This is a genomic window from Streptomyces cyaneofuscatus (assembly GCF_042718795.1).
Taxonomy (GTDB): Bacteria; Actinomycetota; Actinomycetes; order Streptomycetales; family Streptomycetaceae; genus Streptomyces; species Streptomyces cyaneofuscatus_A.
On record NZ_JBHXOX010000010.1, the window covers coordinates 154,072 to 178,490 of the forward strand.

Consider the following 24,419-nt stretch of genomic DNA (forward strand, 5'->3'; position numbering starts at 1 on the left):
GGGTTGCAAGCCATGCAAGTTGACCGACACCGCTCTTGGTGGTTCTTGGAGAGCGCAGGTCAGACGACCATGCCGAGGAGCCTCTGCCGGATACTCGGGTCGATGTGCTTCATCGAGTCGGCGTAGCGCTTGGCCAGGTCCACCATGGACGACCAGTCCCCGGCGGAGCACGGCGCGTAGTACAGGTTCTTCGGGTGGTCCTGGCGCTTGGACGGCGGCAGCCAGTCGAAGTCGGTGACCATGAGCGAGAGCCTGCGTCGGCGCGCCCGGCTGGCGTTGATGTACTGCCAGATCTGCGTGTACTCGGTTCCACCCGACACCTTCGGGATCCTGCGGAACTCCTTCCAGATCTGAGCCGCCGACTTGTTCTCCGTGCGCAGCATCACCTCCTGGGACAGGAAGTGGCTGAACGAGTTGAAGTACAGGTTGACGTTGAGCTTCTTGGCGATCCGGATGAGCATCATGACCGCCTCCTGGTAGTTCTCCTCAGAGATCGAACCGGAGGTGTCGATGTAGATGTGCAGGTCGGGCATGTACTGCACCGAGGTGATCCGGCCGGGCTTGTTGAAGTCGTCCGGGTTCCGGCGGTTGGCCTTGAGGAAAGTCGCCGTCGTCGTGCGGAAGATATTGTGCGACTTGGCGACCTTGCCCATCCGGCGCAGTACGCGGGTGATGTCGCTGAACAGGTCGAGCTTGCTCGGCGGCTGCTTGCGGAACGCCACCTGGGCGCTACGGCTTCCGGGCTGGCCCGGTTGCTGCGAGGCGCCCAGAGCGGCGGCCCGGGCGGCAGCCCGTGGCAGAGACGTGAGCTTGGACAGCGACGTGTTCGAGACGACCTTCACCGGCGAAGCCAGCGACTGGTTGATGAGGTTCCACTCCCCCGTGATCTTTGCCGGGGTGGCCCGGGCGTGGGCCTCGACGTTGACCAGGACGAGGGAGCGTGGGCAGAACAGCTCCCCGATCGTGAACGGCAGGACGCCGGCGTCCATGGCGGTGTTCTGCTGGCTGGCCCGGGCCCGCTGCTGCTGCTCGACGTAGTTCATGTGCATGTGCACGAGCACCCGCGCGAAGGAGTGCTCATCGTTGGCGTCGGAGTCGTCCTTGCGCACCAGGAGCGATTCCGTGAGCCCCTTCAAGGACAGGGCCGTGAAGTCGTTGAGCAGCTTGGTGGTGGCCGGCGGCAGCGCGCTGGCCATCGTCTGCGTCTGCTGGGACAGCCAGGTCTTGAAGCCGTCGAAGGCCGCGGAGGACTGGAACCAGAACCCGAGGGTGTCGGGGTGGAAGGCGTAGGCGACCGAGGCGAAGAAGGCGCTCGCCTCGCCGGACCCCGCCAGCAGAGCCTTCGCGGTCGGGAGGACGTCAGCCTGTGCGGTGTAGAGCACCCGCGGGGAGGGCGCGGGCATCTTGTTCTGCTGCGCGGCCTGGACGGCGAAAAGCTCGGCGACCGGCAGCCGTGTGCCCTGGTCGAAGTTGATCAAAGTCTGCCCGAGCAGCTCCTTGACCGTCTGCTCGCTGGCCGTGTTCAGCGTGTCGCCGAGGCAGCTCAGGATCAGATCCGAAATATGCCCCGTCAGATCAGCGCCCTGAGCGTCGGTGATGCTCGCCGGGGCATTGGAGTTCAACGGTTGCAGCAGCGGGTCGACGAGGGTCTGCTGGATCGCCGGCATCGGGTCGTAATCACCGGTGCACGAGATGGTGTGCAGTGCGTCGAGTACGGCCGGCTTCTGGTTCGTGACGGTGATCGCCATGGGTTGTGGTCTCCTTCTGAGGACAAGGCGGCGGCAGAGCCCCGCCGGTGGTGGAGAGTTGCAGCAAGGACGGCAGCCCGCAGCACTTCCACCACCGGTGAGCGCGTGATCAGAGGAAGGCCGAGAGGATCGGCTTGGCCTGGTTGACGATCGGAGCGTCGACGTCCATGAACGCCTCCAGGTTCGTGCGGTCGATCTGCTGGCTGGTCACCATCTCGATGAGCGTGCGGGTGTGCTCCGGCTCGATCTGGGTCATGGCCTGAGCCAGCTGTCCGATGAGGCGCGTGTTGTCCTCGCCCTCCTTGAGCGCGTACAGCAGCGACCCGGACTTCTCGTTGCCGGTCAGCGCCGTGATGACCGTGGTCAGGTCGGTTACGGTCGCTGCGGACTTCAGGCTCTGGTAGCAGTTCGGCTTCGGAACGTTCACCCGGTTGTGCTGCACGCCGCCGGCGTTGTTCGCCAGGTCCTGGGCGATGGTGGCCACGAGCTGGGTGGTGAACGTGGTGTCTCCGACGTAGGCCTCGATGGTCTCGTTCAGCAGCGAGGTCTCGCGGCCACCGATCTGGATCGGGGTCGCCAGGTACTGGGCCAGCTGCTGCGGGTCGGCCGCGTTGAGCCACTTCGACAGGTTGTCGATGGTGCGCGGCGTGGTCAGCTGGTTCATCTCCTCGCCACCGTCGAACAGCTCGGCCATGGTGACGTTGCCGTTGTCGTCGTCATCCTGGCCGTCGGCGACGATGGCCTCGGGCGTCGACTTCTGGAAGACGAGCCCGGGGTATTGCGTGAGCACCGTCTTCACCCAGGGGTTGATGTTGTCGCCGAGGACGGACATGAGGGTGGCGGCGTCGGGCTCGACGTGGAAGATCGCGAAGCGGGACAGGCTTGCCTCGTCGAGCGAGGTGACGTTGCCCCGGTCGTTTCCGGCCACGACGATGCGGACGTTCGTGGGCAGCTCGACGTGCCCCATGCGGCGCAGCGTGACCAGGGTGAGCGCACCGGAGGTAACGTCGGAGGTGGTCCTGTTGACCTCGTCGAGGAAGAGGATCGGCCACTCGCGCGGGTTCTTCTCGGCGTAGTCGATGCACTCCTGGATCACCTGGTGCGGGTAGAAGACCTGCTTGTAGCTCTGCGTGCCGTCGTCCTTGGTGTACGGCACCAGGCGCGCGCCAGTGAGGTCGGCCTTGTCGGCAAGCTGGTTGCACGGCAGCGTGAAGGCCTGAGTGCCCATGGAGTAGGCCAGGTCCTCGACGAAACTGGACTTGCCAATGCCGGGTTCGCCCATGAGAGCGGGCGTCGCGCCGACCTCAAGGGCCTGCTTGATGAGGGTCTTCAGAGTGATGTCGAACTTCATGTCGATGTCTTTTCTGTGCGTGGGACAAGAAGAGAGAGATAGAAAAGAGACGTCGGAGAACGGCGCTGCTGCTCTCGGCGCCGCCGAAGCTGCCTAGGCCGTGGTCGGCTCTGTGGCGCGGGCCGGGCCGTCCGAGCCCATGTGAGACCCGCCATCTGTGGCGATGGAACCCTGCTGCACACCGCCACCCGTTCGCGCTCCGCGCGATCCGGCGCTGCCTCCATCTACGCCCGGCCTCGCCGCAGCAACGGTCACCCGCCCCACCTGCTGCCGGAGGCAGCAGCAGGAACAGACACGAGCGTTAGTCGGTCGACGCGGAACGGGCCTCGCGGTCGGCCACGAGTGCAGCCGCTCGATCGAGAAGGAAGGGCCGGCCGTTGCGCCGCTCGCTGTGCTTGGGACGCTCGGGGATGACGTCGAGCGCCGCCGTGTAGAGCAGCCACACGGTGTCGCTCGTCGAGTACGCGACGCCGAGGGCGCTGTATGCGCGGAGTTGTGTCCGCAGCCAGCCATGGAGTGAGGCGAGAACCGAGAACTCCCAGCGGGACATGTCGTGGTTGAAATCCCCGGGATCCCGGAGCTGATGACGTGCACCGGCCAGGGTCTGCTCGAGAATGGTCTGCGAATACGGGATGTCGGGCATGTCCTCGGCGGTGTCGACAGCCGATGCTGAAGCACCGGAGCCCTCGCTGGCGTTCACGGCCAGCTGCGCGTAGAGGTCTTCGATGGAGGCGAAGGCTGGAGCGGTAGTCGCTGCGTCGACGTGAGCGATGATGCGGTCGGGCACCGGCTGGCGGGTGAAGGTAGACCAGTGGTCCAGGAGCAGCTCGTACCATCCGTGTTCTTCACGCAGGACACGCTTGCCGGCTGCTGCGGGGAAGTCGTGGAAGTTCTCCGGCAGCGGCATGAGGAGATGGAAGCCGTGCCCGGACATCGACAGTTCCGAGTAGAGGATGCCCGGCAACCGCAGCAGATCTGTGGCCACCTCTTGCGGGCAGTCGGCCTCGATGTCGAGGACGAACAGCCCGTCAGTCTGAGCTTGGAGGTAAAAGGCGGTATTCGCGGCGTTCGGCATCGCCGCGGTGAGTTCGTCGAGGGTGAGCAGGCAGGTCGCGTCCAGGGCGAAGGCTCCACGTAGCGGGCCGGCGTGTTTACAGCTGGACGTGCAGCCGTCGAGCAGGTGCCGTACGTCGATCGGGACCTTGCGCGTCGGCTGCTTGGTGGGATCGCCGAGGGTCTCTTCCCCGATCTGTCCGGAGATGGTCCACCGACAGGCACCGGCAAGAGTGCCGATCGCGGGGTTGCCGTAGAACTGCGGGAACCAGGCGTGGGCTTCGGCTGGAGTCATCGCTGGCGTCATCGTGGGCTGCACGCTTTCGATCAGAGAATCCAGGAAGGGAAGAGACGGACAGGACCCCCGCACTGCACTGATGCGCGTACGGGGGTCTCATCGATGGTCAGCGTGGATCAGCCCTGGTAGGTGATCCCCGCCTCCTGGGCCGGGCCGGAGCCGTTCCAAGGGCCGGTGGCCACGGGCGAGCCCACGGCCGAACCCGCGTCCCTGAGGGAGGCGTTCTCGGCCTCAAGGCGCGCGAGCTTCTGCTCCAGGGTCTCCTGGGCCGGAGCCGGAGCGGTGACAGGAGCTGGAGCAACAGCGACGGTCGCCGGGGCGGTCTGAACCGGAGCCTGCGCGGCCACGTTCACAGGTGCGGACGTCGGCTGCGGGGCCGGGAAGGACAGGCCGTCCTCGATCTCCGTCGCCACCGGGACGGCAGCATGGGCAGGAGCGGCCTGAACGGGGCGCGGCGTGCCGTTGAGTACGATTCCACGCGCAGCCAGCTCGGCTTGGTCAACGCCGCCGGCCTTGTAGTAGCGCGGCGGCTCGTGAACGATGACCTGTTCGAGGGCCAGGCCACGGTTGGTGAAGTCCTTCGGCTTGTAGGTGCGCAACACGAGCGTGACGTCGAGGCCCTGCGCAAGCTCCAGGCCGGACTCGTCCTGGTCGTAGGTGCCGTCGCCCTTCGGAGACGGGATCGCGATGACCGGCAGGGTGCTGCCCTTGGAGTCGATGGAGTAGTTCGGTCCGGTATCGGGGTTCTTCGGGGAGTCGTAGCGGCGCTCGGAGACGAACTGCTCCTCGAGGGTGGGGCTGTTCGGGTCGGCGAACTGGACCTCGGCGTGGGTGATCGTCGCGGTGGTGTGCGGCTTGCCGATGGGGCTCATGCCGTTCTTCGTCTTGCGCTGGTCGCTGGTGACGAGCTCTGCGCCCTCGATGAGGCGGGCCAGTATGGCGAAGCCGAGCTTCCCGCGGATGAAGACGTTCTTGCCCTCGGTGATCTTGCTGGCGGAGATGGAGTGGTTCATGGTGGTGCGGTTCCTTCGTTCGGTCTGGCGGTCGGCGGATCAGGGGACCATTGGGCCCTATCGGTCGGGATTCGGACTGCCATCCAATCTCTTATCCTATCAATTTCGATTGGACTATGAGTAGAATGTTGATGTCGGACGTGAATGGTCGTGCGCGCTATTCGTAGAGGAGTTGGAGCCGGGATGACCGCTACGATTCAGAGGCCTGCGGGGAGGGCGAGGAAGCCGTCGGCGCAGACGAGAGCCCCGGCCCCGAGAAATGCCGGCCCGATGGGCTTCGGCAACGGACCCGTCATCGCCACCAGCGTCATGGTGGGTGGAGCGGCGCTCTTCGCCGGGTGGGGCCTGACGCAGCTCGTGACGTCCGATGGCGGCTTCATCCAAGCGCTGCAGGGCAATCACGCCCGGGTCGAAGCGCCCGGGAGTCCCGGCGAGAAGAACGCCGGAGGTGGCAGCACCCAGCAGCCGAACGTGGGTGGCGCGAGGAACCAGGACAAGAACGGGGCCAGGCAACAGCCGGCGCACGGTCGCGGCGACGAGGACAAGCACAGCGAATCGGGTACACCGACCGAGGCGAAGTCGGCGCCGAAGCCGATGCCGTACACCATCAAGTCAGGCGATACGCTCATCGAGATCTCGGGGGCGACGGGGGTGCCGATCGGCATCCTGGTCGAGACGAACAAGATCCAGAATCCGGATCTCATCTACGCAAGAGCTTCGCTGCTCATCCCACCGGTGTGACGACCCGGCAGGACGGTACTGCCGCGCACCGAGCCTGATTCGATGCCCTGATCGCCATGAGGCAGTCAGGGCATCGTCGTCTTCCCGGGGCGGAGGACTCTACTTCCCCGCGGGCCGCCGGGTCCACCAGTCACGTGCGCGGCTGGTTCAGTTCCTGGGGAAGTCCAGATAGCAGCACCCGGCGCAGGCTCTAGACCTCGTCGTTCAGGGACCGGATGCCACCGGAGCCCAGCCCTACGGGCATTCGAGCGTGCACGACTAGCAGGTTGACCGCCAGCTCGTCCCTGCTCAGTGGCTTGCTCATGGATTCCACTCATGGAAGCCGACGGTGCCGAAGATGCACTGCGCGACCTCTCAGGGCTCCCCGCGAGGCGCCACCCGGGACCGGCATGAGCCGGTCCACGGTATGCCTCCCCACAAGCACTCGCCCTGAATTCGACACCCGGATCAGCTGTGCTGATCCCCTCCCCCTATTGCGAAATCGCGGCACCGTAGCAGCGTCAAAAAGCCATAGGACCCCGTCGGCTAGGCTGCTGGCGGGGTCGTCCGAGGTACCACGTCGTGGGCCCTCACGCCGTATCAGTGTCATCCCGACCAAAGAGGAACGAGCGGACATCGCCGTTCTTCATCATGTCCTGAAGATGCGCCAGAAACAGCGCGCGCTGAGTAGCCCGGCGGTCGGCCAGGGGATCGTACTCGCGCAGTTCCTTCAGGTTGACTACCCAGCCGTTCTCACGAGAGATGGCCTGGTCAAGTTGGGAGTCCGGCACAACGTCCATGCCGGTGAAGTCGTGGTCGAACTCGGGCGTGATGTGCAGGTGTTGACTTGGCTCTTCGGTGTAGAGCGTGTCAACTGCGACCTGCTGGCCGAACATGTCGAATGCCACGAGGAACACACGGTCCGCTCTACTCGTGTTGTCGACGTGGACCGCTGCAACATTCGCGTCATCGATGAAGTCCGTCAGCATGAACCGCTCGTAAACACGAGCACGAGCGTCATGGCACCACATAAGGCGTTGGGCTTCATTGAAGCCTTTAAACTCGTCAGAGTCGGACGCCTCTGGGTGGGGGTGAGTCATCGGTGCGCTCCTTCATGTGCGAGATCCGGAAGGTTTGCAATCCTCTGCGTCGCCTTCGCGCCGGCTGGCCGTGCAGGCAAACTCTCCACCGCGGCAATGAGTTGGCCACTCCTGTACTCGGTCTCGGCTAGACGGGCCCGCTGGATGGCGGCGTGCACCGTCCGTCCAGCGGGCCCCAGGCGCGCTGGCCACCAGCAGGGTCTCAAGCTGGTCCGGCATGCCCTGAAGGGACTGCCGGAGGCGCCGGGTATACCTTCAGCAGGGACTGCGATGCTGACGCGGCCATCGACAGACATTTACCGAAGCACCCCTTCGATCGCGACTCACCCCCGGATCCAGAACGGCACAGCGTCGGTCACGAGAATCAGGGCGCCCTAGCCTGGCCCGGCGCGGCACCACGTTCTTCAGCAACCCGTCTCGCGGCAGGGCAGCCGGTTGGTGCGTTCCCCGGGGTGGGGCGCGAGCGAATGTGCATTCAGGGTCGATGCCATATGTGGACAAACGAGCCAATGGCCAGCATTTGCGCTCTTCGTCGCTGCTGGCTCGAGCCAGCTCAGGCAGGGTGTGAGGTAGCGGGACTCAGCGGATGCAGTCATGCACGTTTCGGTGTTCAGCATTTGTTCCCCCTCGAGTAGCACAGCAGCGCTCGGCTATGGACTACCGGTCTTCGGCGCCGGGGCGATCGAGCGAGGCCGCAAACCCGACTTTTGATCGCGCATAGGTTGACGGCGCACTTCAGCAGCCGAGATCGACCGAGTGGACTCCCCCGAAAATGAGCTGTTGTAGCGATACTGCCGAACACCCAAGAAGCTGTCAACAAACGTGGGGATTTTCGAAGCCATCTAAGGGCGATCCCCACGTTCGTGGATCGGGCTCTGGCGTGGGATGTCCGCCCCCGATAGTCTGACGAGAGCTGTGATCGCAGGGCACGGTTGAACGTCAACGGAGCAGGAGTCTGTCTCGGCCATGTATGCCGCCACTGAGGCTTCAGACGCAGATGATCTTGCCGAGGTCATAGCCGCAATCGACGAGCTCCTTGCCGTCATCGGACTGGGCCGCGAGGCCATCGACCTTGAAGGACTCACCCGCAAGACAGGCATCCCGGCGGGCCGAGTTGTCCAACTTCTCGACGGCGCTCGGCCAGTGCCGCCGCCGAGCCCCGGAGCCGAGCAGCAGGTCTTCGTTGAGCGGCTCCGCTTCCTCCGCGATACGCGTTTGGCACCGGGGGGTAAGAAGTACACCCAGGATGAGATCGCCGCCGGCACCGGAATCTCGCACGGCCAGGTGGGCTACATGCTCAAGGGCGAGCGCACACCGAAGCTCCTCGTGGCCGCCAAACTTGAGCGATTTTTCAACGTAACACCGGGGTTCTTCACTGCCAGCGAGCATCAGCTACTCCTCAGGGCGCTCACGCCAGTACGGGACGAGCTGACCTATGTCGCATTCCTCAGAGGCAAGGGCATCACCCAGATAGCCATGCGGAGCAGCACCGCAGCCGATGAGAGCAGCACGATCGCGAAGGAGTTGCGTTCCGCCCTTGCCGCCGCTCTCACCCAGCAGCCCGGACGCGACGAGGAAGGGGATGCGGACGTTCGTGAGCTGACCGAGCAGCTCTCTACACTGCCCACGAGAAGCCGGCGCCGTGTCATGCGGGTCCTCCGCGACGTGCTGGGCCTGGTCCCTACGATCGACGACGGCCGCGAAGGTCCTGCTGGAGGCGCACAGGCCTCTCGTTGACATCCGGTGGGAGCTTTACAACCGTGCTTATGTCGTCGTGCGCTGACTCTGGGACTCGAAGGCCACAATGATCATTCGTGCCCCTGGAGAGGCGTACGGACTTGCCGCGACCATCTGGGCTAAGCCTGGTCCGTGCTTCGGGTGAAGCAGCCGGCGCACGGCACCGTCGGGCGCGATAGAGGCTTCGGTGCAACCTGTGTAGATCTGGCTGGCCCGAGGATCCGCTCGCACGTCGGCTTCGAGCCGCCGCAGCACTTCGTTAGTGGGATGCTCGGCCAGCGCGGCTTGGACTTGCGCCGAGACAGCCGGCGCCCAAGTGGTCTCCCAGTCCATCAAGGTGATGCGGGCTTCGGGGGTCAACAGCATCCAGCGCGCCGTGTTCTTCGGCGCCCGGCCACCGGTGAACAGGTCCGCGAAAGGTTGATTGTGGGCCAGCAGGGTCCAGGCGAGGTCGGTGACGTACATCATGTGCCTCTGACCGTCGCATGCGGCTTGCCACAAGTCACGAGCCGCCAGGTCAATCACGGGTTCCAACTGCTGGACGGGCTTGTGGCCCAGCGCGTAGATGCACAGCAGGGTGTACTCGTCGACGCTCAGCTGCAGGATCTCGGCGACCGCAGCAAGGTACTCCTCCTTCGGGTTGGCAAGCAGACCGTGTACCAAGCGGTTGTAGGTGCGTTCTGCCCGATTGGTCAGGGTGTCGATGTTGACCTGCGTGAGGCCATCGGTCTTCGGACCGGGCTTTCCACTGCGCGGCGAAGGAAGTCCATGGTCTTCCGCCCGGATGGCCGCCCTCTTGGGCTCCAGGAGCGCGGCGATGAGATGTGCGGACTTGCTGCCCCTTCTCGGCACCTTCGCTCCCTCTGCGCGGCTCTGAGTCCCCCAGTATGCCGGGTGCGAATTGCTGCAACGAGAATGCCGTAGATCGATCAGGCTCGATGAGCGAAGATCTGTAGCGGACCGGGCGGTCCGTTTTCATGATGACGAGGAGGCCGCAACCCGATGCATGCCAAGGCGGACCACTCCCCGGAGAGGCGCGTGCCCGCCTCCTTCTGGGACTCAGTCCGGGAGCAGATCTCCATATTCCTGGCGACTCGGTCTGCAGTACGGCTTATTAGACGCGAAATCGGACTGTCCGGCGGTATGTCGCTGCAGGCTCTGGTCGATCACGTAGCGATGAAGCGGGGCAAGTCCATCACGCTGACCGAGGCCCCTCTCCCCCCACAGGTGTCGGCGTTCTGCGCTCGGGGGCACGACCGCGACTACATCGTTGTCGATGCCGGGGCCAGCGAGTTGACTCAACGTCATTCGAGCCTGCACGAACTGTTTCACCTCTGGCAGGCGCACCCGACCGAGCACAGCGCGCACCAGTCCATGACGGAGGACGTAGTAGCGCAGCTCCTCCCTGGACTGAACCCCGGACCGGTTGTCCAGATTCTGACGCGTTCCCACTACCACGACGATCACGAGCGGCGAGCCGAGGCATTTGCAACCGTGATGCTCGATCGCTATCTTCAGCTGACGACGGATCAGCAGCAAACGGGGCTTGTCACGTCGGCCCTTGCGCACCGGCGGTCAGGTGTCTGAGCGCCTCTCCGACGTCGTCTACCTCTTCGTTGCGGCGGCCACATTGGTGCTGGCACTGTGGAAGGGTATGGCGCTGCGGCGTGATCCGACAGCACCACTGGCCCTGACGGCGTCCATGCTGCTGTGTGCGACGCTGGTTTACGCCATGGCAGCTCCCGTGGGTTACCGCACAGTCGGCGAGTGGGCCGGGGAGCCGAGCTTCGCGACGTTGCCAGTCTATCTCGGTATCCTGACCTGCTTCTCCTTGGTGCACATCATCACTCTGCTCTGGGATCCCCGCCGTCGCCGGAGGCCACGCTTCCTGCGACGTACCGTGACGCACTGGGTTCTCGGCTATCTCGGCGCCGCCACTCTCATGATCACATTCTTTCTGCTGGCTGACCTAGACGGCCCGGCGGACCCTCTGCGCTTCAACACCTCCTTCGCCGACGACACCATGGTCCTGCTCTTCCTGGCCGTCTTTCTCGCGACCCTTTCCAGCGGCACGCTGAACACGTTCCGGCAGTGCCGGAGCGTCAGGCTCTCCGATCCTCAGCTGCAGCATTCCCTGCAGGCTTTCGCGGTCGCCATGCTCGGAGTCTTCGGCTACGTCGTCTGCGGAGCCCCCGCAATCGCGGCCGCGGCGCTGGGCTACCACGGTCTGGACACCGTAGGCGTCTTCGGATCGACCTGCGGAGTGATCGGCACCGTCGTCATGTGCTACGGGCTCTCGGGGTCCGCCGTGGTGGTTTGGCTCAGGCAGCGTCAGGACTTCCGGAGGCTCCAGCCACTGTGGGAGCTCGTCGTGGCCCGCGTCGACGAGGATCTCGCCTACAGCAGCGACTCCTCCCGCAGAAGGCGTCTTGCAGCGAACGTAGGGTTCAACCTCCACCGCCGTGTCATCGAGATTCTTGACGGCACCAGAGCTCTGCGACCGTGGGTGTCTCAGGCTCCCGTGGAACGGCTCTACAGTCTTGCCGCCGAGGACACATGGGAAGAGAAGGAGCGTCTGTCCGCACCTGAGCTTCAGGCCGCAGCGACAGCGGCCGCCCTGCGGGACGCGGTGAGACGCCTTCAAGAGCTCCGCGGGTCCACGCTGCCCGGCGGCTACGACGAAGGCACGCACCCTCCCGGCGAGCCTGCGGCGCTTCCTGGCGACGACACTCCCGCCGGCGAGGAGCGCGAGCGGCTGCTCCTCGTCGCAACGGTCCTGTCGCACCCACTGGTTTCCGCAGCGCTGGAGGAGAGCTCCGCGAGCTCACGTCCAGGAAGGCCTCGCACCTAGCCCACCACCTGCTCGCACCGCCCGCCATTCCGGAGCCTGTCGACCGCCTGGGTCTGGTCGTCGAGCGCCCCGTGTCTGCGGTGGCCGTAGTGCCAACGCTCCTATCTGCTCGGGCTCATACTGAGCGGACGAGTGGGCCGACGTACCCTCACGCCATGTCGTCGGCGACCTCGCCCGCATCAACGAGGCCCGCCACAACAGCAGGGAGCGAACTGTGGAGAAAGCTGTAGTGCTGGGCGGAAGCTTCGCCGGTCTTCTTGCCGCGCGTGTTCTGAGCGATCACGCCGACGAGGTCATCATCATCGAGCCAGGACACGGCCCCGCGGGGCAAGAGTTTCCCGGGCAGGCGCACCACCAGCAGCTCCATGCTCTTCTGGCGACGGGGAACACGGAGTTGGAGCGCTGGCTTCCCGGCATCACCGACGAACTGGTCGCACACGGTGCACGCTTGGGCACGGGTACGGCTGTGCAGTTCTACAGTGACGGTGTGCTGAGGCCGTCGACCGACGTCGACATGCTCGGGGCGACCCGGCCCTTCATCGAACGCCATGTGCGGGACCGGGTCCTGTCCATCGGCAACGTGGGCATAGTGAGCGCGCGGGCACGCGATCTACTCATGGGGGGCTCCCGGGTCAGTGGCGTGCGCATCGCCCGTTCCGGCGGTGCGGGCGGCAAAGGGTGCGAGGAAGAGATACGTGCTGACCTCGTCGTCGATGCGATGGGCCGGTCCAGCAGGCTGAGCACCTGGCTCGAAATGCACGGCTGGGGAAGGCCCCCTGTGGACCGTCTGAGAATTGATCTCGGCTACGCCACGGCGTTCTTCCGTCGAGGGGAGGAGCTCTCCGACACCGTGATCGCTCACAGTTCTCCCGGTCCTGCCAGCGGGTACCAGCAGCGGTTGAGTGAGCCTGGCGCGCTGACCGCCGTAGAGGGAGACCGATGGTCGGTCGTCCTGGCCGGCTATGGCGACTACCGTCCCGGCAGGGACCCGCAGGAGTTCCTGCGCCGGATGCGCCGATGCGTGGCTCCCCTGCGCGAAGTGGCCGACCGCTGCGAGATGTTGGGTGAGGTCGCCCCGTTCACCTTCACGGAGAGCCAACGGCGGAACTTCGCGCAGATGAAGAGGTTTCCCGGTGGACTGGTGGTGGCCGGAGACGCGGTCGCCTCGGTCAATCCCATCTACGGCCAAGGCCTGACGCTCGCGACGCTCGCTGCGTCCTCGCTCTCCGCCCATCTGCGCTCTTCCACGTCTCCCCATGACCCGGCGCTCGGATATTTTCGGCGTCTCAGCTCAGCCGTCGACGCGGCCTGGCAGATCTCGACCGCGGCCGATCTGGCTCAGCCGCACGTGACCGGGCCCTACCCCCGGGGCTACTGGGTGACCCGGCGGGCCGGTGACATGGTCACCGCCGCCTCCGTGATCGACCCCGTCGTGAACGACACCTTCACCCGTGTCCTGCACATGCGGGCGCACCCGCGGGCCCTCGCAGGGCCCGGTGTGCTCCTGCGCTCAGCGGCGGTCCTGGTCTCATCCCGCAGGAAGGGCCCACGCCGCTCGGCGGACAGTTGAGGGTTCAGGTCGCGCGTGGCTGCGACGCCGATGTCCCCAGGTCCCGGTACCGGGCGTAGGCGTCGCGGCTGTCAGAGACGAAGGGCCACTCCTGCGTGGCCTTCTCGAGCTCGTCGTCCGTCAGCCAGCCGTGCCAGGCCACCTCGGCCGGCTCGGCGACTATGTGCTCACCGTCCACGACGCTCTCGAACACGGAAAACCAGTAGGGGCTCATTTCGCCTTCGCAGAGGAACTTGAAGAGCGGACGGACCGTACCCCGTAGTCCGAGTTCCTCGGCCAGTTCCCGGGACGCTGCTGCTTCGTAGGATTCGCCGACCGCGACGGCGCCCGCGACGAGCCAGCTGTACTGGCCGGGGAAACGCGGGCTGCTCTCGGGGCGTCGGTGAACAAGTATGCGGCCCTGCTTGTCGCGGACCAGGACCATCGCCATGCGGTAGAGCAGCCGGCCTTGGACCGCATCACGGCGGCTCACCTGGCCGACAACTTGATCCTGTTCATCCACGTGCTCGACTAGCTCCATCTCCCTATTTTCGCAGAACCAGAAGTGCGGGGCTGAAGGGGGGCAGCGCCCCTCCCGCATGCAGGTGTCGAGGTACAAGCGCGTCTCACCGCCAGGCCGCATCGGAGCGACGTCGATGTTACGGATCATGACCCGGGTCGGCTACGGGGTGCGCCGATGAAGTCTTCCTCGTTTCCCGCGAAGCCGCAGCGCCGGCGCTTCCGCACGCACCACTCCTGCCCTCCGCCGGTAAACCAGGAGGGCAACGGGCAGAGGCACCGGCCGGCAGCCCTTAGTCAGTTCATGGACCAGCCCCGTAGAGCCTCCAGACGGCGCCGGCGGTCCTCAGGCTGCTTCCCCTCCCGAATCAACTTCCTCTGCTGGAGCATCCACCGGTAGATAACAATGCCCTTGATCGGCTGATCAACGGGCACCTTGATATCGCCGTGCTCGGCCGCCCAGGCCGCGAGAATGTCAAAACTCGCTTCCCACTGAGCGGCGTGTCCGTCCCAGACCCACTCAGGGCGTTCTTCCAGGGCCTCGGTGTAGGCCCTGGACAAGATGCCCTTGCGGTACTCGGAACGCTTGACGGAGACCGTGTGACCGAGAGAGAAGACGATGCCCTCCCTCTCCACCTTGTACGCCTGCGGAACCCGGGCGTGCTTGTGCTCGGCGATGAACGCGTCGAGATGCTGGAGAAACACCCCGAATTTCGCGTCGTGCGCGTGCCACATCCAGCTCGGAAGCGCCTCGTAGTAGGCAATCTCCTCGGCATCCATCTGGCCGGCCCGGTGCCGGTTGCGCGCCAGGGTGACGAAGTTGTCCAGCCTGTAGCCAGTACTCGGCACGGTATACCCACGTGGCACCCGCGCGTGGCCGCGCTCAGCGACGAACCGCTCCAGCTCGGACCGGCCGAGCTTCCGCTTGAACTCGGCAAGCCTCCACGTCCATCCGGGCTGCGCCTCCAGCAGCGCTGCGCGCTTCGGCAGAAGCTTGCCGGTGGCGTACAGCTCGCGCTGACGAGCCGCCCAGCTCCCCAGGGTTCCGGACCCGGAGGTGGGCACAGCCGTGTGACCACGCGTGGTCGCGTACTGCTCCAGCAACCCGTAGAACTGGTACCAGTCCTCGGTTGTGTTCTCTAGGACGTGTACGCCCAACGCCGCTACGAAACTGGCATCGATGTTCGTGCTGCCGTAGATCCTCACCTTCTCCGGCAACACGGCTCGGGTGTCGCCCAACCCGGCGGCCACGTCGCTGCTGAGACGCCGCCGTGCGGTGGTCAACGCGGCGTCCATGCGCTCGTCCTGGTCGCGGAGGGTAGCCAGGACCCGCCACACGTGGCGAAAGGAGCTGGCTTCCAGAACGGCCTGCGGGTTCTCGCCGGGAGCGACATAGACAGGGAGGAGAATCAGCGCTGGGCGATCGTGATCGGGGTGGAGACGAAGAGCACGTCCGACGGCTTGCACGATGTCGATCTGCGACGACTTCGGGTCTACCAGGCAGATCCCGTCGACGCTGCTGACGTCCACGCCCTCGGTCAGGGTGCGGACGTTGTTCAGGACGACGCGGCGGCCGCTCGTGGGGCTGGCGAGCATTTCCAGCTGGGAGCGCCGGGTGGCTGCAGGTGTCTTGCCGTCCATGTGCAGGGATGTGATCCGCACGTTGGCCGACGTCGCGCCGATCTTCCCGAGGGTCGCGGAGAAAACCTTCGAACGGGCTACGCGGCTGTGGAAGGCGATAACCTGCCGTAGGTCGTGCTCGTGCATGGCTCGCGACAGTGCGATCTGGGCGGCCACCGTCGCCGTGTCGCTGGGCCTGGAGCGTACGCCTGAGCCACTGTCCTGGGCGAGCAGGGTCGCGTGGACGTCCTGATCCGAAACCAGGACGATGGCAACCTTGTAATCCGCAAGCAGTTTTCGCTGGATGGCGCTGCCGGTCGAGAGTTCGTAGACGCGCTTCCCGTACAGCTCTTCGTTGTCCATGGACACGATGTCCCTGGTGCCGTCGGAGCCCTCGTGGATACGACTGGTCGCAGTCAGCGAAAGGCGAAACGCCGCAGGGATCCGAGCATTGTCGAGAACAGCGGAGTAGGCCTTTCCTGCGCGTCCGGCAGTGTGGTGGGCCTCATCCAGCACGACGAGGTCGAGCGGCGGCAACGCGCGCAGTGCATACGCCGCAGCTATTCGCCCCACCGAATGGTAGGTCGAGATCAGAAGGCGCATTCGCGCGGACTGGCGCGGGGCAATGAAGTCGGCGATCCGTCCAGGCTCAACCGTGACCGGGGCAGCGGTGCCGCCTACGGCGGGGTCTGAGCAGACGATGAGGGCATCCAGCCTGTCGGGAAAATACGAGACCCACCCCCGGTAGATCTGTTCGGCAAGAGCGAGGGTGGGCACGGTCACCAGGACCATGCTCGCTGTGCGCGCCTTGGCCGTCTCGCATCCTACAAGGGACTTACCTGTCCCGCAGGCCATAACTACCAGTACCCGACCTTCCGGGATCTCAGAAATCGCCCGCAGAGCTTCTTCCTGATGTGGGTACGGGATCATTCGAGAATCACTCTGGCGGCGATTCACTGGCGCGGTGCGGTCATTCACGGCGGGCTCCGTCGGTGATGGGGATGGGGAAGTTAAGAAGGCCGATGATGTGTGAGGCCGGGCGCAAGGGCTGCACCGCCGCGAATTTCGAAGCAGGTGATCCTTCGGTTCCCGCTGGGGCAGGTTTCGGAGGCCTGTCGTGTCATCCATCGGAGTCCCCCTCGACGGCGCTGCCTTGGGGAAGAGGCTGGAGGCGCTCTGTTCCTACGTATCGATGGCCAGAGCCGTCGTCCGTCGTCGGGGCGCGCTCGCGGGATGCCGTCAGGGGTCTGGTTGGAGGCCGCTGCGCGCCCTGACTGACGCCTTGACGAGTCCCGCCGGTGTCTTGCTCGGGACTTCGGCGATCAGCGTCGATGTCACGTCCGGCCGGCGGCAGCAGGGAGTCTCCTCAGGGACACCACCGGAACCCGAGAATGTCCCCGCCGAGACTCCGGAACAGCAGTGGCGGAACAGGCCGATGCACGAACCCTCTGCATGTTCCGGAGCGCACCCGGGTCGGCTTTGCCGACCCACACCCAGGGGGCCAACGCTCTTAGAACAAACGGAGGATGGGCAGGCCGACACTTGCCTCCGTCGTGATCCTGATTCCGGATACGCTCCCCTTAGCCGGAATCAGACTGGGAACGGTCCTCAGCAGGCATCCGGCGGATGCAACAGCTTGGTCAAAGAGGCCCGGAGGCACAGGGGAGCGGATGAAGGGGAGGACCCAGCCGGAACGGGGACCGACGGAAGGCACGGTCACAGTCCAGAAGATGCTGTTCCCGGTGACGGTGACCGCCGTACGCCGGGAGATCGCCTTCGCCCGGTCGGACGGCGGTCCAACCGGCCGCGGCCTCAACATAGGCACCCTGGGTAGCAGGAAGAGCAGCCACGCCGGTCCGCTCCGGGCTCATCTCACGGCCGAGCGCGCCGTCTTCCGGGAGGAGATCGTCACGCGCGAGAGCCACATGTTCACCGCGTTCCACGGCAAGCGATCGGAGACCGGCCGATGATGCCGCAGCCCACACCCGACGCCCGGTCCTGCCGCCCGCCCGACTTACAGTCCTCTTCAGCGACCATGGAGGTACCGCGTGAACGCCCGCCCTCTGCCGCTCGGCGACGAGACCGCGCCGGCTGGGCCTGGGATGCGCTACCGACCACACCGGCCCGCCACCACCGCCGATCCGCTGTGCGAGGACTGCACGACGGCGTCCTGGGAGAGGTTCTGAGAAGCCCCGCACCGAACGACAGATCATCGCCCGCCGCCGGGAGTCGGACGGACCACAACTCGTTCACGCCCACGTCGGCAGGGTCGCCGAGGCTGCGCCTGCCAAACTACCTGCCACTGCCGTTGGCCAATACGCCCCAGGAGGCTGCGACATGACCCCGACCGTGCTCGCCGCCGCCGGATGCCCCCAAACGGAGTCTGCCCGGCCGTGGCCGTACACGGTGCGCCTGCCGTACGGCCGCCGTGACCACCGCGCCAGGCGGCGCCCTGACGGTGCCTTCGAGACGGTCTGCCTCGAGGGCGGCGTCTTCCCCGCCGGAGCCGGCCACCTCACCCGGGGCCTGTGTTACCGATCCTGCCGGGCCTGCATCCGTACCCTGGCCGCTATGCCCGGACGTGGCCAGTGAGCAAGCATCAGGACGACCACCCGGATGCCGAACCCGGCAGCGCCGCCCCGGCCCCACCCCTCTACAAGAGCGGCTCCGAGCTCGACCAGCAGGTCCGCGCCCGGCTCGCCGAACTCGGTGTGGCCTCGGGCGCCCAGATGGAGGAGGTCCTGCGCCAGCTCGCCGAAGCGAACACCGCCCTGGGCCTGGACCGTCAGGCGCCGCCGGAGGACGACTCCGTCCCCGGCCCCCGGGCCGCGCGGGTCGTACGGGAGCGGCCCGGCGATGACAATTGGCAGGTCGAGGCGCGGGCCTACCAGGGCGCTGCGGCCGCGCAACCCAGGCCGTGCGCGGGGGATAAGGTCTGCCCCTGGCGCCGGGACGCGCCCGCTGGGCAGTTCCCGCCCGCCGTCTTTGAGCACTCCGCGCCTGGTAACCGCACCGCCGGGCCGCGCGGCGGGTTCGGCTGTCACTCCAGCCCGGCCGATCGGTCGCTGCTGTGCGCCGGGTGGCTACTGGCCGGCGCCGACGGCAACAGCGAGATCCTGGAAAGGATGGACTCCGGGGTCCTGTCCCGTCCCAAGCTGCCAGCCGGCGTCAAGCTGTACGCCTCCTACGCCGAGATGGCCATCGCCAACGGCGTCGACCCGGACCTGTCGGCGCTCTACGCGGGGCCGGCCCCAGACGAGGACGGCGCCGACCTCGTCCCGCTGCGGCGCTTCATCGAGGACCACCATGCCCTGGAGGCCGCTGAGTGGGCCGAGGACCTGGAGCACGAGCTGAAGCGGTCGATGCCGCCAGGCGCCCTGCTGCTGCTCCTTGACTGCGACGGCACCGCCCTGGAGCTGAAGCTGCTGGGCGTCGAGGCTGACCACCGCGGCCAAAGCCACGCCACCCGAGTCCTGGCCCGGATCTGCGCCGAGGCCGACGCCCGCGAGCTGGCCGTGGTGTGCACGCCCACCCACAAGTACGGCGCGGCCGAGCACGCCTGGTGCCTGACCGGCGAAGGTCAAGTGGCCGACCCCGCACTGCCCGACGGGCACGCCGCCCTGTACTGGGGCCTGCCGCTGGCCGAAACGTTCCGCGCCGAGCACCGCCGCACCCGGGGCGACGACGCCGTCCTGACCTACGGCACCGACCCCTCCCGGGCCCAGCTGAACGAGGTGCTGCGCGCGGAACTGCCCGCCACCGCTCTATCGCCGCCCCACCCCGCCGCGCAGACCCTCCAGGAGACGTGAAGATGCTCGCGACCGCCGAACGCCACCACCCCGAGGGTGCCCTCGGGGTGGTGGAGATTATCTGGCACCGGCCGGCCGACCCCGAGGCATGCGACGGTGACTGCGACTACCACCTTCTCGTCTGCGGGGACCCGAGTATCAGCGTGCCGGGCGGCATCACCGAGGTACCCGAGAACCTCACCGAACCCGGACAGCGCTGGTGCACCGCCTGCCTGACCAGCCAGGGCCCCGCCGCGGCGACGGCCAGCCGCGTCCGCGCCGGTGCCCGCCCGGCCGCGCCGGGTCAGGTGTCGGTCGTCGTCTGCAAGGAGACGGCCGACGAGCCGCTCGCGGCAGGCGAGGGGAACCCCGCATCATGACCTCGACCGACCTCGGCACCGGGCGTTGTGCGCCGTCCGTACGTCACCATGGCCAGCCGGACATCCTCAGCCCGTCCCGTGCCCGGATCACGGCGTCGGCCGCCCGCAAGCTCATCAAGTCGGGTGATCAGAACTCCCGTGACGCCCGAACGGCTCGCTGGCCCACCTTTCTCAGGCGTCCAACAGCACGCAGACGGGGCACTCCGGGGCTCCGGTCGGCGCGAGTCGCTGCGCTGTGTACCCGCAGAGGCAGCCGTCGTACGTACCATCAGAGACATGCAGGTAATTGTCTCCATGCCCTCGGATTTGGTTCCGTGCTTGGACGACTTCCGGGGGCTCGATGAAATTAACGCTGGTGACTCCTGTCGGGGCGAGGTTTGCCGTGATGAAATCCTTGAGTTCCGCCGCGTTCTGAGCGCCGGCGGTAGCGTCACCCGGACCGGGCACTGTTGTCTTCCGTGTTCGCGGCTCAGGAGGCTTGCGAGACCCTCCGACCGTGAAATCTTCCATGGGATCGTTGCTCCTATTAGTGGTGCTTTGGCGCCTTCAATTTTCGTAGCAGATGCCGAGTTCGGAATATCACCTCGGCTGGAGTTAGCACCCATACAGGTCCGCGCCGACTTTGGGGCCTTCTGCAGTTCGCCTGACTCCATACTTCATTCCGCTCGGATCTGATGGGATTTGTCAGAGCTCGGACGAGAGACGTTCCAGAGCGGCATCTCGTAGATCAACGAAGCCAGGTGCTTGCGACTCGTATCCGTACGGAACAGCTTTGGCTGTCCGCTGAAGGAACTCAGCGACCGGCTGACGCGGCACTGTCATGGTCGAGCTATGTTCGTCTACCCTAAGACGGATGAGAATCGCAGATAAACTGTGATCAGGTCCGATCTGCACATCGCCCTCACCTACTAGGTGGAGAAGCCCGTCGCGCAGCAGATCTCGCCCTATGTACCAGGCAACTGGATCACCAACTGGGTCCAGCCAGAACCGGAAACGCACGGCATAGGGGTCCTGCTGCGAGTAGTGAAGGAACGCCGCAATGGAGACGTAGGCTTGCGACTGCGGCACGTGAAGCCTCATGGAGCATAGCGCCTCAACCGGACCATGCCTCGAATTTTGCATGAAGTGAACTCCTCAATAGTGATCCACATTGCGTTCTGACGCCGGAAAATCGCGCAGATATACACTTCTAGGCATTTAGCGATTAGCGATTAGCGATTAGCGGACTCTCGCTCAGAAGGCCCTGGGCCGCGAAGTGCTTGGGCTCTCAGAGCATGGGTTCCCGAGGGTTGAGTGCCATGTGACGGCGAAGGCTTTGCCCCGCACCGGCCAACGAATCGGTGATCCTCTCGGGAAACGTCACATAGACGTGGTCGAGGGACGTGGTTGCTTCGAACAAGGCCTTCACCGCTTGGTGGCGCGAGATACCCCTGCTCATCAGGTAGAACAGAGCGTCCTCATCGAGGACTGGCCGCCCGTCCAGGCTGTGGAGGGTTGCCTCGATGTCGCCTGCGAGCATCAGGGGGCGGCGCACAACGACGTACTCGTGCGGCCACAGATGCAGGTCGCCCCCGGGCGTCGTGATGACCGCCTGCTCCGGGTAGATCTTGACACCCTTCGAGACGTTGGCACCGGTGTTCACGGTGTGGGGACGGGCCCGTCACATGCTCAGCAGCGGGATCCGAAAGCGTGAGCGCAGCTCGGTGAAGGGTTCTTCCACCACGATGATCCAAGCGCCCTCCTCCGGGACGGCTTTGCCTTCCTGTTCGGGAAAGTACGTCGAGGGCTCGGTCCCACCAGATTCCGCGACGAGACTCTCGACATCGAGGACATCGGTACGGTTCTCCTCCTCACGCTCCCACCGCTCCGGAATGTCGCAGGAACGATCGGCTTCACCGGTGCTATCCGGCTTATGCATTCCCACGGTTGCCTCCGTAGCTGTTGTAAGTGGGTGATGGTTGGGGCCGGCATGTCGCCGCGCACGCGGACCCACCGGCCCGCGATCCCTTGCTCGTGATCACCATGCAAGGTCTGTCAGCGAGGGGGCGCCTCCCCTTCGAAGTCACTTCGCCATCGGGCCCAGATGATGAGCCCTCGTCCGGGAACGACCGGTGTCGCATCGGCCACGCCGTGCCACACCCCAGGGCAGCTGATGCGCCGCCCGCAGGCAGGACGGCCGGTTGCACCCCTGGAAGCACCACCGGACACGCGAAGGTCGCCAACGAGCCTTCTTCCCGCTTCGTCGGCGACCTTCGCGTGCCCCTTGCGGCGCAACCCGGGGTCTCATTGGCGGCCCGCGCAACGCATTGGGCATCCACGCCGCTGTCGTGGCCGGCCAAAGGCAGCGAGAGGCTTCGTCAGAAACTGCTCGCTACCTCGCCAGAGACCCCAGCGGGACATCAACGTGCCGGTAGGGGAAGGCTGGATCAGGATGGGACTGCCCGGTCTGGTACACCATCGGTTCGGCCCCCGGGTCGGCTACGCTGACCCAACCCTGGATGAGGTGTCTTCGCCGACTGAGTGGTCCACGTGCGCGCGGGGTGCATCTTTCAGACCCGCTCGGAGGCCCAGAGGCCGATGAGGTCCTCACGAATCTCTTCCTCCAGGGCACCGAGCAGTGCGTGCTCGGCGTTGAATTCCCCCGAGACGGCCTGGATAAGATCGTCCTGGACCTGCTGCTTGATAGCGAGCACCGAGGGCATCCGCTCATCCTGTGTGCTCTTGGCAATCAGCCGGTGGATGGTCACCGGCCTCGTCTGGCCCGTGCGGAAAAGTCGGCCGTTGGTCTGCAGGTAGTGCTCGAGCGAGAACGGCAGCGTGTACCAGATCATCGTCGAGCCGCCGTGCTGCAGGTTCAGGCCGTGCCCGGCGGCTGCAGGATGGAGCAGCATCACCGGGATCTGCTTGGCGTTCCATCTGCGGACCATGTCGCGCGAGCCGTCGAAGGCCTGCGCGTCGATGCCGGCCCTCCGGAGCCGCAAGAGCAGCTGCTCCTTGTCGGACTTGAAGTGATAGGCGATGAGCACGGGCTCGCCGCCGTTGTTCCGCACCAGGTACTCGGTCATCTCGATCTTCTTGTCGTGGATGACCTCGTAGCGACCCTTCGTGGTCGGGTCGTCAGGATCCGCGGTGTAGAGCGTGCCCGAGGCGAACTGCATCAGCTTGCTCGTCAGCACCGCCTGGTTCACAGCAACGATCGATTCGGTGCTCTGCGTCAGTTTCCCGTCGTCGTCAGTGCAGGTCTGCACGATGTCCAGGACCAGGTCGCGCTTGAAGTCCTTGTAGGCCTGGAGCAGGTCCGGTGGGAGGGTGACATTGACGTCCTGGATGCTGAGCGCCGGAAGTTGCAGGCTCGTGTTCTGGGCGCTCATTACCAGGTGGGAGATGGCCTGATGGATCTCGGCATCGGCGTTCGGCGTGGGGATCCACTTCGCAGGCGTCGTGGTGCCGGGCACCATCTTCGGCGTGAACCAGCGGTTGCGGAACGCGGTGATGTTCTCACCCAGCGTCCGGCCTTCGTCGAGTAGGTAGACCTGGCTCCACAAGTCGTGGAGACCGTTAGGGCTGGGCGTTCCTGTCAGCTCGATAAGCCGGTCTATGGCCGGCCGCACCGTCGCCAGGGCCAGGAAGCGCTGTGAGTCGTGCGACTTGAATCCCTGGGACTCGTCGATGATGACCGTCTGGAAGGGCCAGATGACGGTGCACTGACCGTTGATGTTCTGGACCGGCAGCTGGTCGACCAGACCGAAGCGGCACTGAGCGCAGCCTGCACCGGAACAGCTTCGGCAGTCATAGCCTTCCCACGTCGCCAGGGCCGACCTGAGCAACTCCTGAATCCAGGCACGGATCTTGGCCTTCGCGGGGCCCGAGTTGTTGGTGTTGCCAGCGACCAGAACACGGTACTCGTCGATCAGCTCGTCCCCGCCCAGTGGCCCCCGGGCCTGGAGCAGACCCAGGATCGCCGTCGCCTCCGGTGAGACGGTCGGGGCAGGCACTGCTCCCGGCACCGGCGTGATCAGCTTCGTCTCCTGGGACGGCTGAGTCAGCAACTCCTGGTTGATGAAGTACATCGTCGGCGGATCGGTGGCGACTTCCTGGAAGCGCTTCAGCCGCTTGGTCTTGGAGAGCTTCTTGTCGTTCTTGTCGACGATGAGCGACTTCGTCCGTATGGGGAACCCCCACTTCTCGATCTCGTCGATCCAGGTGGAGCGGGCGATCGCCACGGGCGCAATGACGAGGATGTGACCTACCGGGCGGATCGTCTGCAAGACGCTGAGGGTCGTGAGCGTCTTGCCGGCTCCGATGTCAAGCCACGCGCCGGCGAAGGGATGGTCAACGAGGAAGTCGTGGATCTGCTGCTGATGCGGCAACAGTGAGATCGGGGGTGCCGCGGTAGACGTATTCATGCTGCTTGTCCTCACTGTTCTTCCAATGGTGGTTGGCTCGTTCGCGTCGCGGAGCAGCTTCGACGGCGGCTCGGGAGGCGGCTCCCGCCCTGGATGCTCACGACCTCGGGCGGCACCTCGGCGGTGGCCGATGGCCGACCATCAACAGCCCGCCTGGAGTCCAGCGCGGGAGCGCTGACTTCGGGGGTAAGTGACAGCCGGGATTCAGCCACAGCTGTAGATCACACGAGACGCCCGGCACTCAGCATCTGAGAACGGACATCTCGTCGATATGAAGACCCATCCG

General features: G+C 65.6%; 22 protein-coding genes. 9 read left to right on the forward strand and 13 right to left on the reverse strand.

Going from position 1 to position 24,419, the window contains the following annotated elements; genetic code table 11:
• Window positions 1-59: 59 nt before the first annotated feature.
• From ACFWRT_RS13865 to ACFWRT_RS13880, 4 genes are all read right to left on the reverse strand, one after another.
• Window positions 60-1,748: a vWA domain-containing protein gene (locus ACFWRT_RS13865; protein ID WP_380949145.1), complete on the reverse strand. Its 1,689-nt coding sequence runs from the start codon at window positions 1,746-1,748 to the stop codon at window positions 60-62.
• A gap of 109 nt (window positions 1,749-1,857) precedes the next feature.
• Window positions 1,858-3,099 (reverse strand): AAA family ATPase, encoded by a 1,242-nt coding sequence (locus ACFWRT_RS13870; protein WP_380949144.1) that lies wholly within the window; start codon window positions 3,097-3,099, stop codon window positions 1,858-1,860.
• 301 nt (window positions 3,100-3,400) lie between these two features.
• Complete coding sequence (locus tag ACFWRT_RS13875) at window positions 3,401-4,447, reverse strand: hypothetical protein (RefSeq protein WP_380949143.1); 1,047 nt, start codon at window positions 4,445-4,447, stop codon at window positions 3,401-3,403.
• 119 nt (window positions 4,448-4,566) lie between these two features.
• The gene (locus tag ACFWRT_RS13880; RefSeq protein WP_380949142.1) at window positions 4,567-5,463 is read right to left on the reverse strand and encodes a hypothetical protein; all 897 of its coding nucleotides are present in this window, start codon (window positions 5,461-5,463) and stop codon (window positions 4,567-4,569) included.
• 270 nt (window positions 5,464-5,733) lie between these two features.
• Between ACFWRT_RS13880 and ACFWRT_RS13885 the strand changes: the two genes are divergently transcribed.
• Window positions 5,734-6,204: a LysM peptidoglycan-binding domain-containing protein gene (locus ACFWRT_RS13885; protein WP_380949141.1), complete on the forward strand. Its 471-nt coding sequence runs from the start codon at window positions 5,734-5,736 to the stop codon at window positions 6,202-6,204.
• 569 nt (window positions 6,205-6,773) lie between these two features.
• Here ACFWRT_RS13885 and ACFWRT_RS13890 read toward each other — a convergent pair.
• Window positions 6,774-7,283, reverse strand: coding sequence for a hypothetical protein (locus tag ACFWRT_RS13890; protein WP_380949140.1), 510 nt, complete (start codon window positions 7,281-7,283; stop codon window positions 6,774-6,776).
• A 966-nt stretch (window positions 7,284-8,249) separates the two neighbouring features.
• Here ACFWRT_RS13890 and ACFWRT_RS13895 point away from each other — a divergent pair.
• Window positions 8,250-9,020: a helix-turn-helix domain-containing protein gene (locus ACFWRT_RS13895; RefSeq protein ID WP_380949139.1), complete on the forward strand. Its 771-nt coding sequence runs from the start codon at window positions 8,250-8,252 to the stop codon at window positions 9,018-9,020.
• A 27-nt stretch (window positions 9,021-9,047) separates the two neighbouring features.
• On the opposite strand, the gene ACFWRT_RS13900 is transcribed toward ACFWRT_RS13895, so the two are convergent.
• The gene (locus ACFWRT_RS13900; protein WP_380949138.1) at window positions 9,048-9,872 is read right to left on the reverse strand and encodes an MmyB family transcriptional regulator; all 825 of its coding nucleotides are present in this window, start codon (window positions 9,870-9,872) and stop codon (window positions 9,048-9,050) included.
• Between the two features lie 291 nt (window positions 9,873-10,163).
• Between ACFWRT_RS13900 and ACFWRT_RS13905 the strand changes: the two genes are divergently transcribed.
• Complete coding sequence (locus ACFWRT_RS13905; RefSeq protein WP_380949137.1) at window positions 10,164-10,607, forward strand: hypothetical protein; 444 nt, start codon at window positions 10,164-10,166, stop codon at window positions 10,605-10,607.
• Window positions 10,600-11,871, forward strand: a complete 1,272-nt coding sequence (locus ACFWRT_RS13910) for an MAB_1171c family putative transporter (RefSeq protein ID WP_380949136.1) — start codon at window positions 10,600-10,602, stop codon at window positions 11,869-11,871. The genes ACFWRT_RS13905 and ACFWRT_RS13910 overlap by 8 nt, the downstream gene beginning before the upstream one ends.
• Window positions 11,872-12,019: 148 nt before the next feature.
• Here the strand turns inward: ACFWRT_RS13910 and ACFWRT_RS13915 are convergent, their stop codons facing one another.
• Window positions 12,020-12,238: a hypothetical protein gene (locus tag ACFWRT_RS13915; protein WP_380949135.1), complete on the reverse strand. Its 219-nt coding sequence runs from the start codon at window positions 12,236-12,238 to the stop codon at window positions 12,020-12,022.
• A 27-nt stretch (window positions 12,239-12,265) separates the two neighbouring features.
• Between ACFWRT_RS13915 and ACFWRT_RS13920 the strand changes: the two genes are divergently transcribed.
• Window positions 12,266-13,441: an NAD(P)/FAD-dependent oxidoreductase gene (locus ACFWRT_RS13920; RefSeq protein WP_380949134.1), complete on the forward strand. Its 1,176-nt coding sequence runs from the start codon at window positions 12,266-12,268 to the stop codon at window positions 13,439-13,441.
• Window positions 13,442-13,445: 4 nt separating this feature from the next.
• On the opposite strand, the gene ACFWRT_RS13925 is transcribed toward ACFWRT_RS13920, so the two are convergent.
• Window positions 13,446-13,961 (reverse strand): NUDIX hydrolase, encoded by a 516-nt coding sequence (locus tag ACFWRT_RS13925; RefSeq protein ID WP_380949133.1) that lies wholly within the window; start codon window positions 13,959-13,961, stop codon window positions 13,446-13,448.
• Between the two features lie 275 nt (window positions 13,962-14,236).
• Window positions 14,237-16,687, reverse strand: a complete 2,451-nt coding sequence (locus tag ACFWRT_RS13930; RefSeq protein WP_381121286.1) for a DEAD/DEAH box helicase — start codon at window positions 16,685-16,687, stop codon at window positions 14,237-14,239.
• Window positions 16,688-17,112: 425 nt separating this feature from the next.
• On the opposite strand from ACFWRT_RS13930, the gene ACFWRT_RS13935 reads away from it, so the two are divergent.
• From ACFWRT_RS13935 to ACFWRT_RS13950, 4 genes are all read left to right on the forward strand, one after another.
• Entirely contained in the window at window positions 17,113-17,529 is a 417-nt protein-coding gene (locus tag ACFWRT_RS13935; protein ID WP_380949132.1) for a hypothetical protein, read from the forward strand.
• A 78-nt stretch (window positions 17,530-17,607) separates the two neighbouring features.
• On the forward strand, window positions 17,608-17,745 hold the full coding sequence (locus tag ACFWRT_RS13940; RefSeq protein ID WP_380949131.1) for a hypothetical protein: 138 nt from the start codon (window positions 17,608-17,610) through the stop codon (window positions 17,743-17,745).
• A gap of 402 nt (window positions 17,746-18,147) precedes the next feature.
• Window positions 18,148-19,368, forward strand: coding sequence for a DUF6283 family protein (locus tag ACFWRT_RS13945; protein ID WP_380949130.1), 1,221 nt, complete (start codon window positions 18,148-18,150; stop codon window positions 19,366-19,368).
• Window positions 19,365-19,727, forward strand: a complete 363-nt coding sequence (locus tag ACFWRT_RS13950) for a hypothetical protein (RefSeq protein ID WP_380949129.1) — start codon at window positions 19,365-19,367, stop codon at window positions 19,725-19,727. Before ACFWRT_RS13945 ends, ACFWRT_RS13950 begins: the two co-directional genes overlap by 4 nt.
• Before the next feature lie 684 nt (window positions 19,728-20,411).
• On the opposite strand, the gene ACFWRT_RS13955 is transcribed toward ACFWRT_RS13950, so the two are convergent.
• The 4 genes from ACFWRT_RS13955 to ACFWRT_RS13970 form a co-directional block, all read right to left on the reverse strand.
• Entirely contained in the window at window positions 20,412-20,849 is a 438-nt protein-coding gene (locus ACFWRT_RS13955) for an SsgA family sporulation/cell division regulator (protein WP_381121288.1), read from the reverse strand.
• Window positions 20,850-20,994: 145 nt separating this feature from the next.
• A complete protein-coding gene (locus ACFWRT_RS13960) occupies window positions 20,995-21,369 on the reverse strand; it encodes a SufD family Fe-S cluster assembly protein (protein WP_380949127.1) in 375 nt (124 codons plus the stop codon).
• Window positions 21,370-21,387: 18 nt separating this feature from the next.
• On the reverse strand, window positions 21,388-21,651 hold the full coding sequence (locus ACFWRT_RS13965) for a hypothetical protein (RefSeq protein WP_380949126.1): 264 nt from the start codon (window positions 21,649-21,651) through the stop codon (window positions 21,388-21,390).
• 625 nt (window positions 21,652-22,276) lie between these two features.
• Window positions 22,277-24,097 (reverse strand): SNF2-related protein, encoded by a 1,821-nt coding sequence (locus ACFWRT_RS13970; protein WP_380949125.1) that lies wholly within the window; start codon window positions 24,095-24,097, stop codon window positions 22,277-22,279.
• Between the last annotated feature and the right edge of the window lie 322 nt (window positions 24,098-24,419).

Excerpts from the sequence above, each read along its gene's own strand:
- ACFWRT_RS13865 (WP_380949145.1), bottom strand. The coding sequence starts at position 1,748 with ATGGCGATCACCGTCACGAACCAGAAGCCGGCCGTACTCGACGCACTG.
- ACFWRT_RS13870 (WP_380949144.1), bottom strand. The coding sequence starts at position 3,099 with ATGAAGTTCGACATCACTCTGAAGACCCTCATCAAGCAGGCCCTTGAG.
- ACFWRT_RS13875 (WP_380949143.1), bottom strand. The coding sequence starts at position 4,447 with ATGACTCCAGCCGAAGCCCACGCCTGGTTCCCGCAGTTCTACGGCAAC.
- ACFWRT_RS13880 (WP_380949142.1), bottom strand. The coding sequence starts at position 5,463 with ATGAACCACTCCATCTCCGCCAGCAAGATCACCGAGGGCAAGAACGTC.
- ACFWRT_RS13885 (WP_380949141.1), top strand. The coding sequence starts at position 5,734 with ATGGGCTTCGGCAACGGACCCGTCATCGCCACCAGCGTCATGGTGGGT.
- ACFWRT_RS13890 (WP_380949140.1), bottom strand. The coding sequence starts at position 7,283 with ATGACTCACCCCCACCCAGAGGCGTCCGACTCTGACGAGTTTAAAGGC.
- ACFWRT_RS13895 (WP_380949139.1), top strand. The coding sequence starts at position 8,250 with ATGTATGCCGCCACTGAGGCTTCAGACGCAGATGATCTTGCCGAGGTC.
- ACFWRT_RS13905 (WP_380949137.1), top strand. The coding sequence starts at position 10,164 with ATGTCGCTGCAGGCTCTGGTCGATCACGTAGCGATGAAGCGGGGCAAG.
- ACFWRT_RS13915 (WP_380949135.1), bottom strand. The coding sequence starts at position 12,238 with ATGGAGCTGCTGGTGGTGCGCCTGCCCGGGAAACTCTTGCCCCGCGGG.
- ACFWRT_RS13925 (WP_380949133.1), bottom strand. The coding sequence starts at position 13,961 with ATGGAGCTAGTCGAGCACGTGGATGAACAGGATCAAGTTGTCGGCCAG.
- ACFWRT_RS13930 (WP_381121286.1), bottom strand. The coding sequence starts at position 16,687 with ATGGATGACACGACAGGCCTCCGAAACCTGCCCCAGCGGGAACCGAAG.
- ACFWRT_RS13955 (WP_381121288.1), bottom strand. The coding sequence starts at position 20,849 with ATGCAAAATTCGAGGCATGGTCCGGTTGAGGCGCTATGCTCCATGAGG.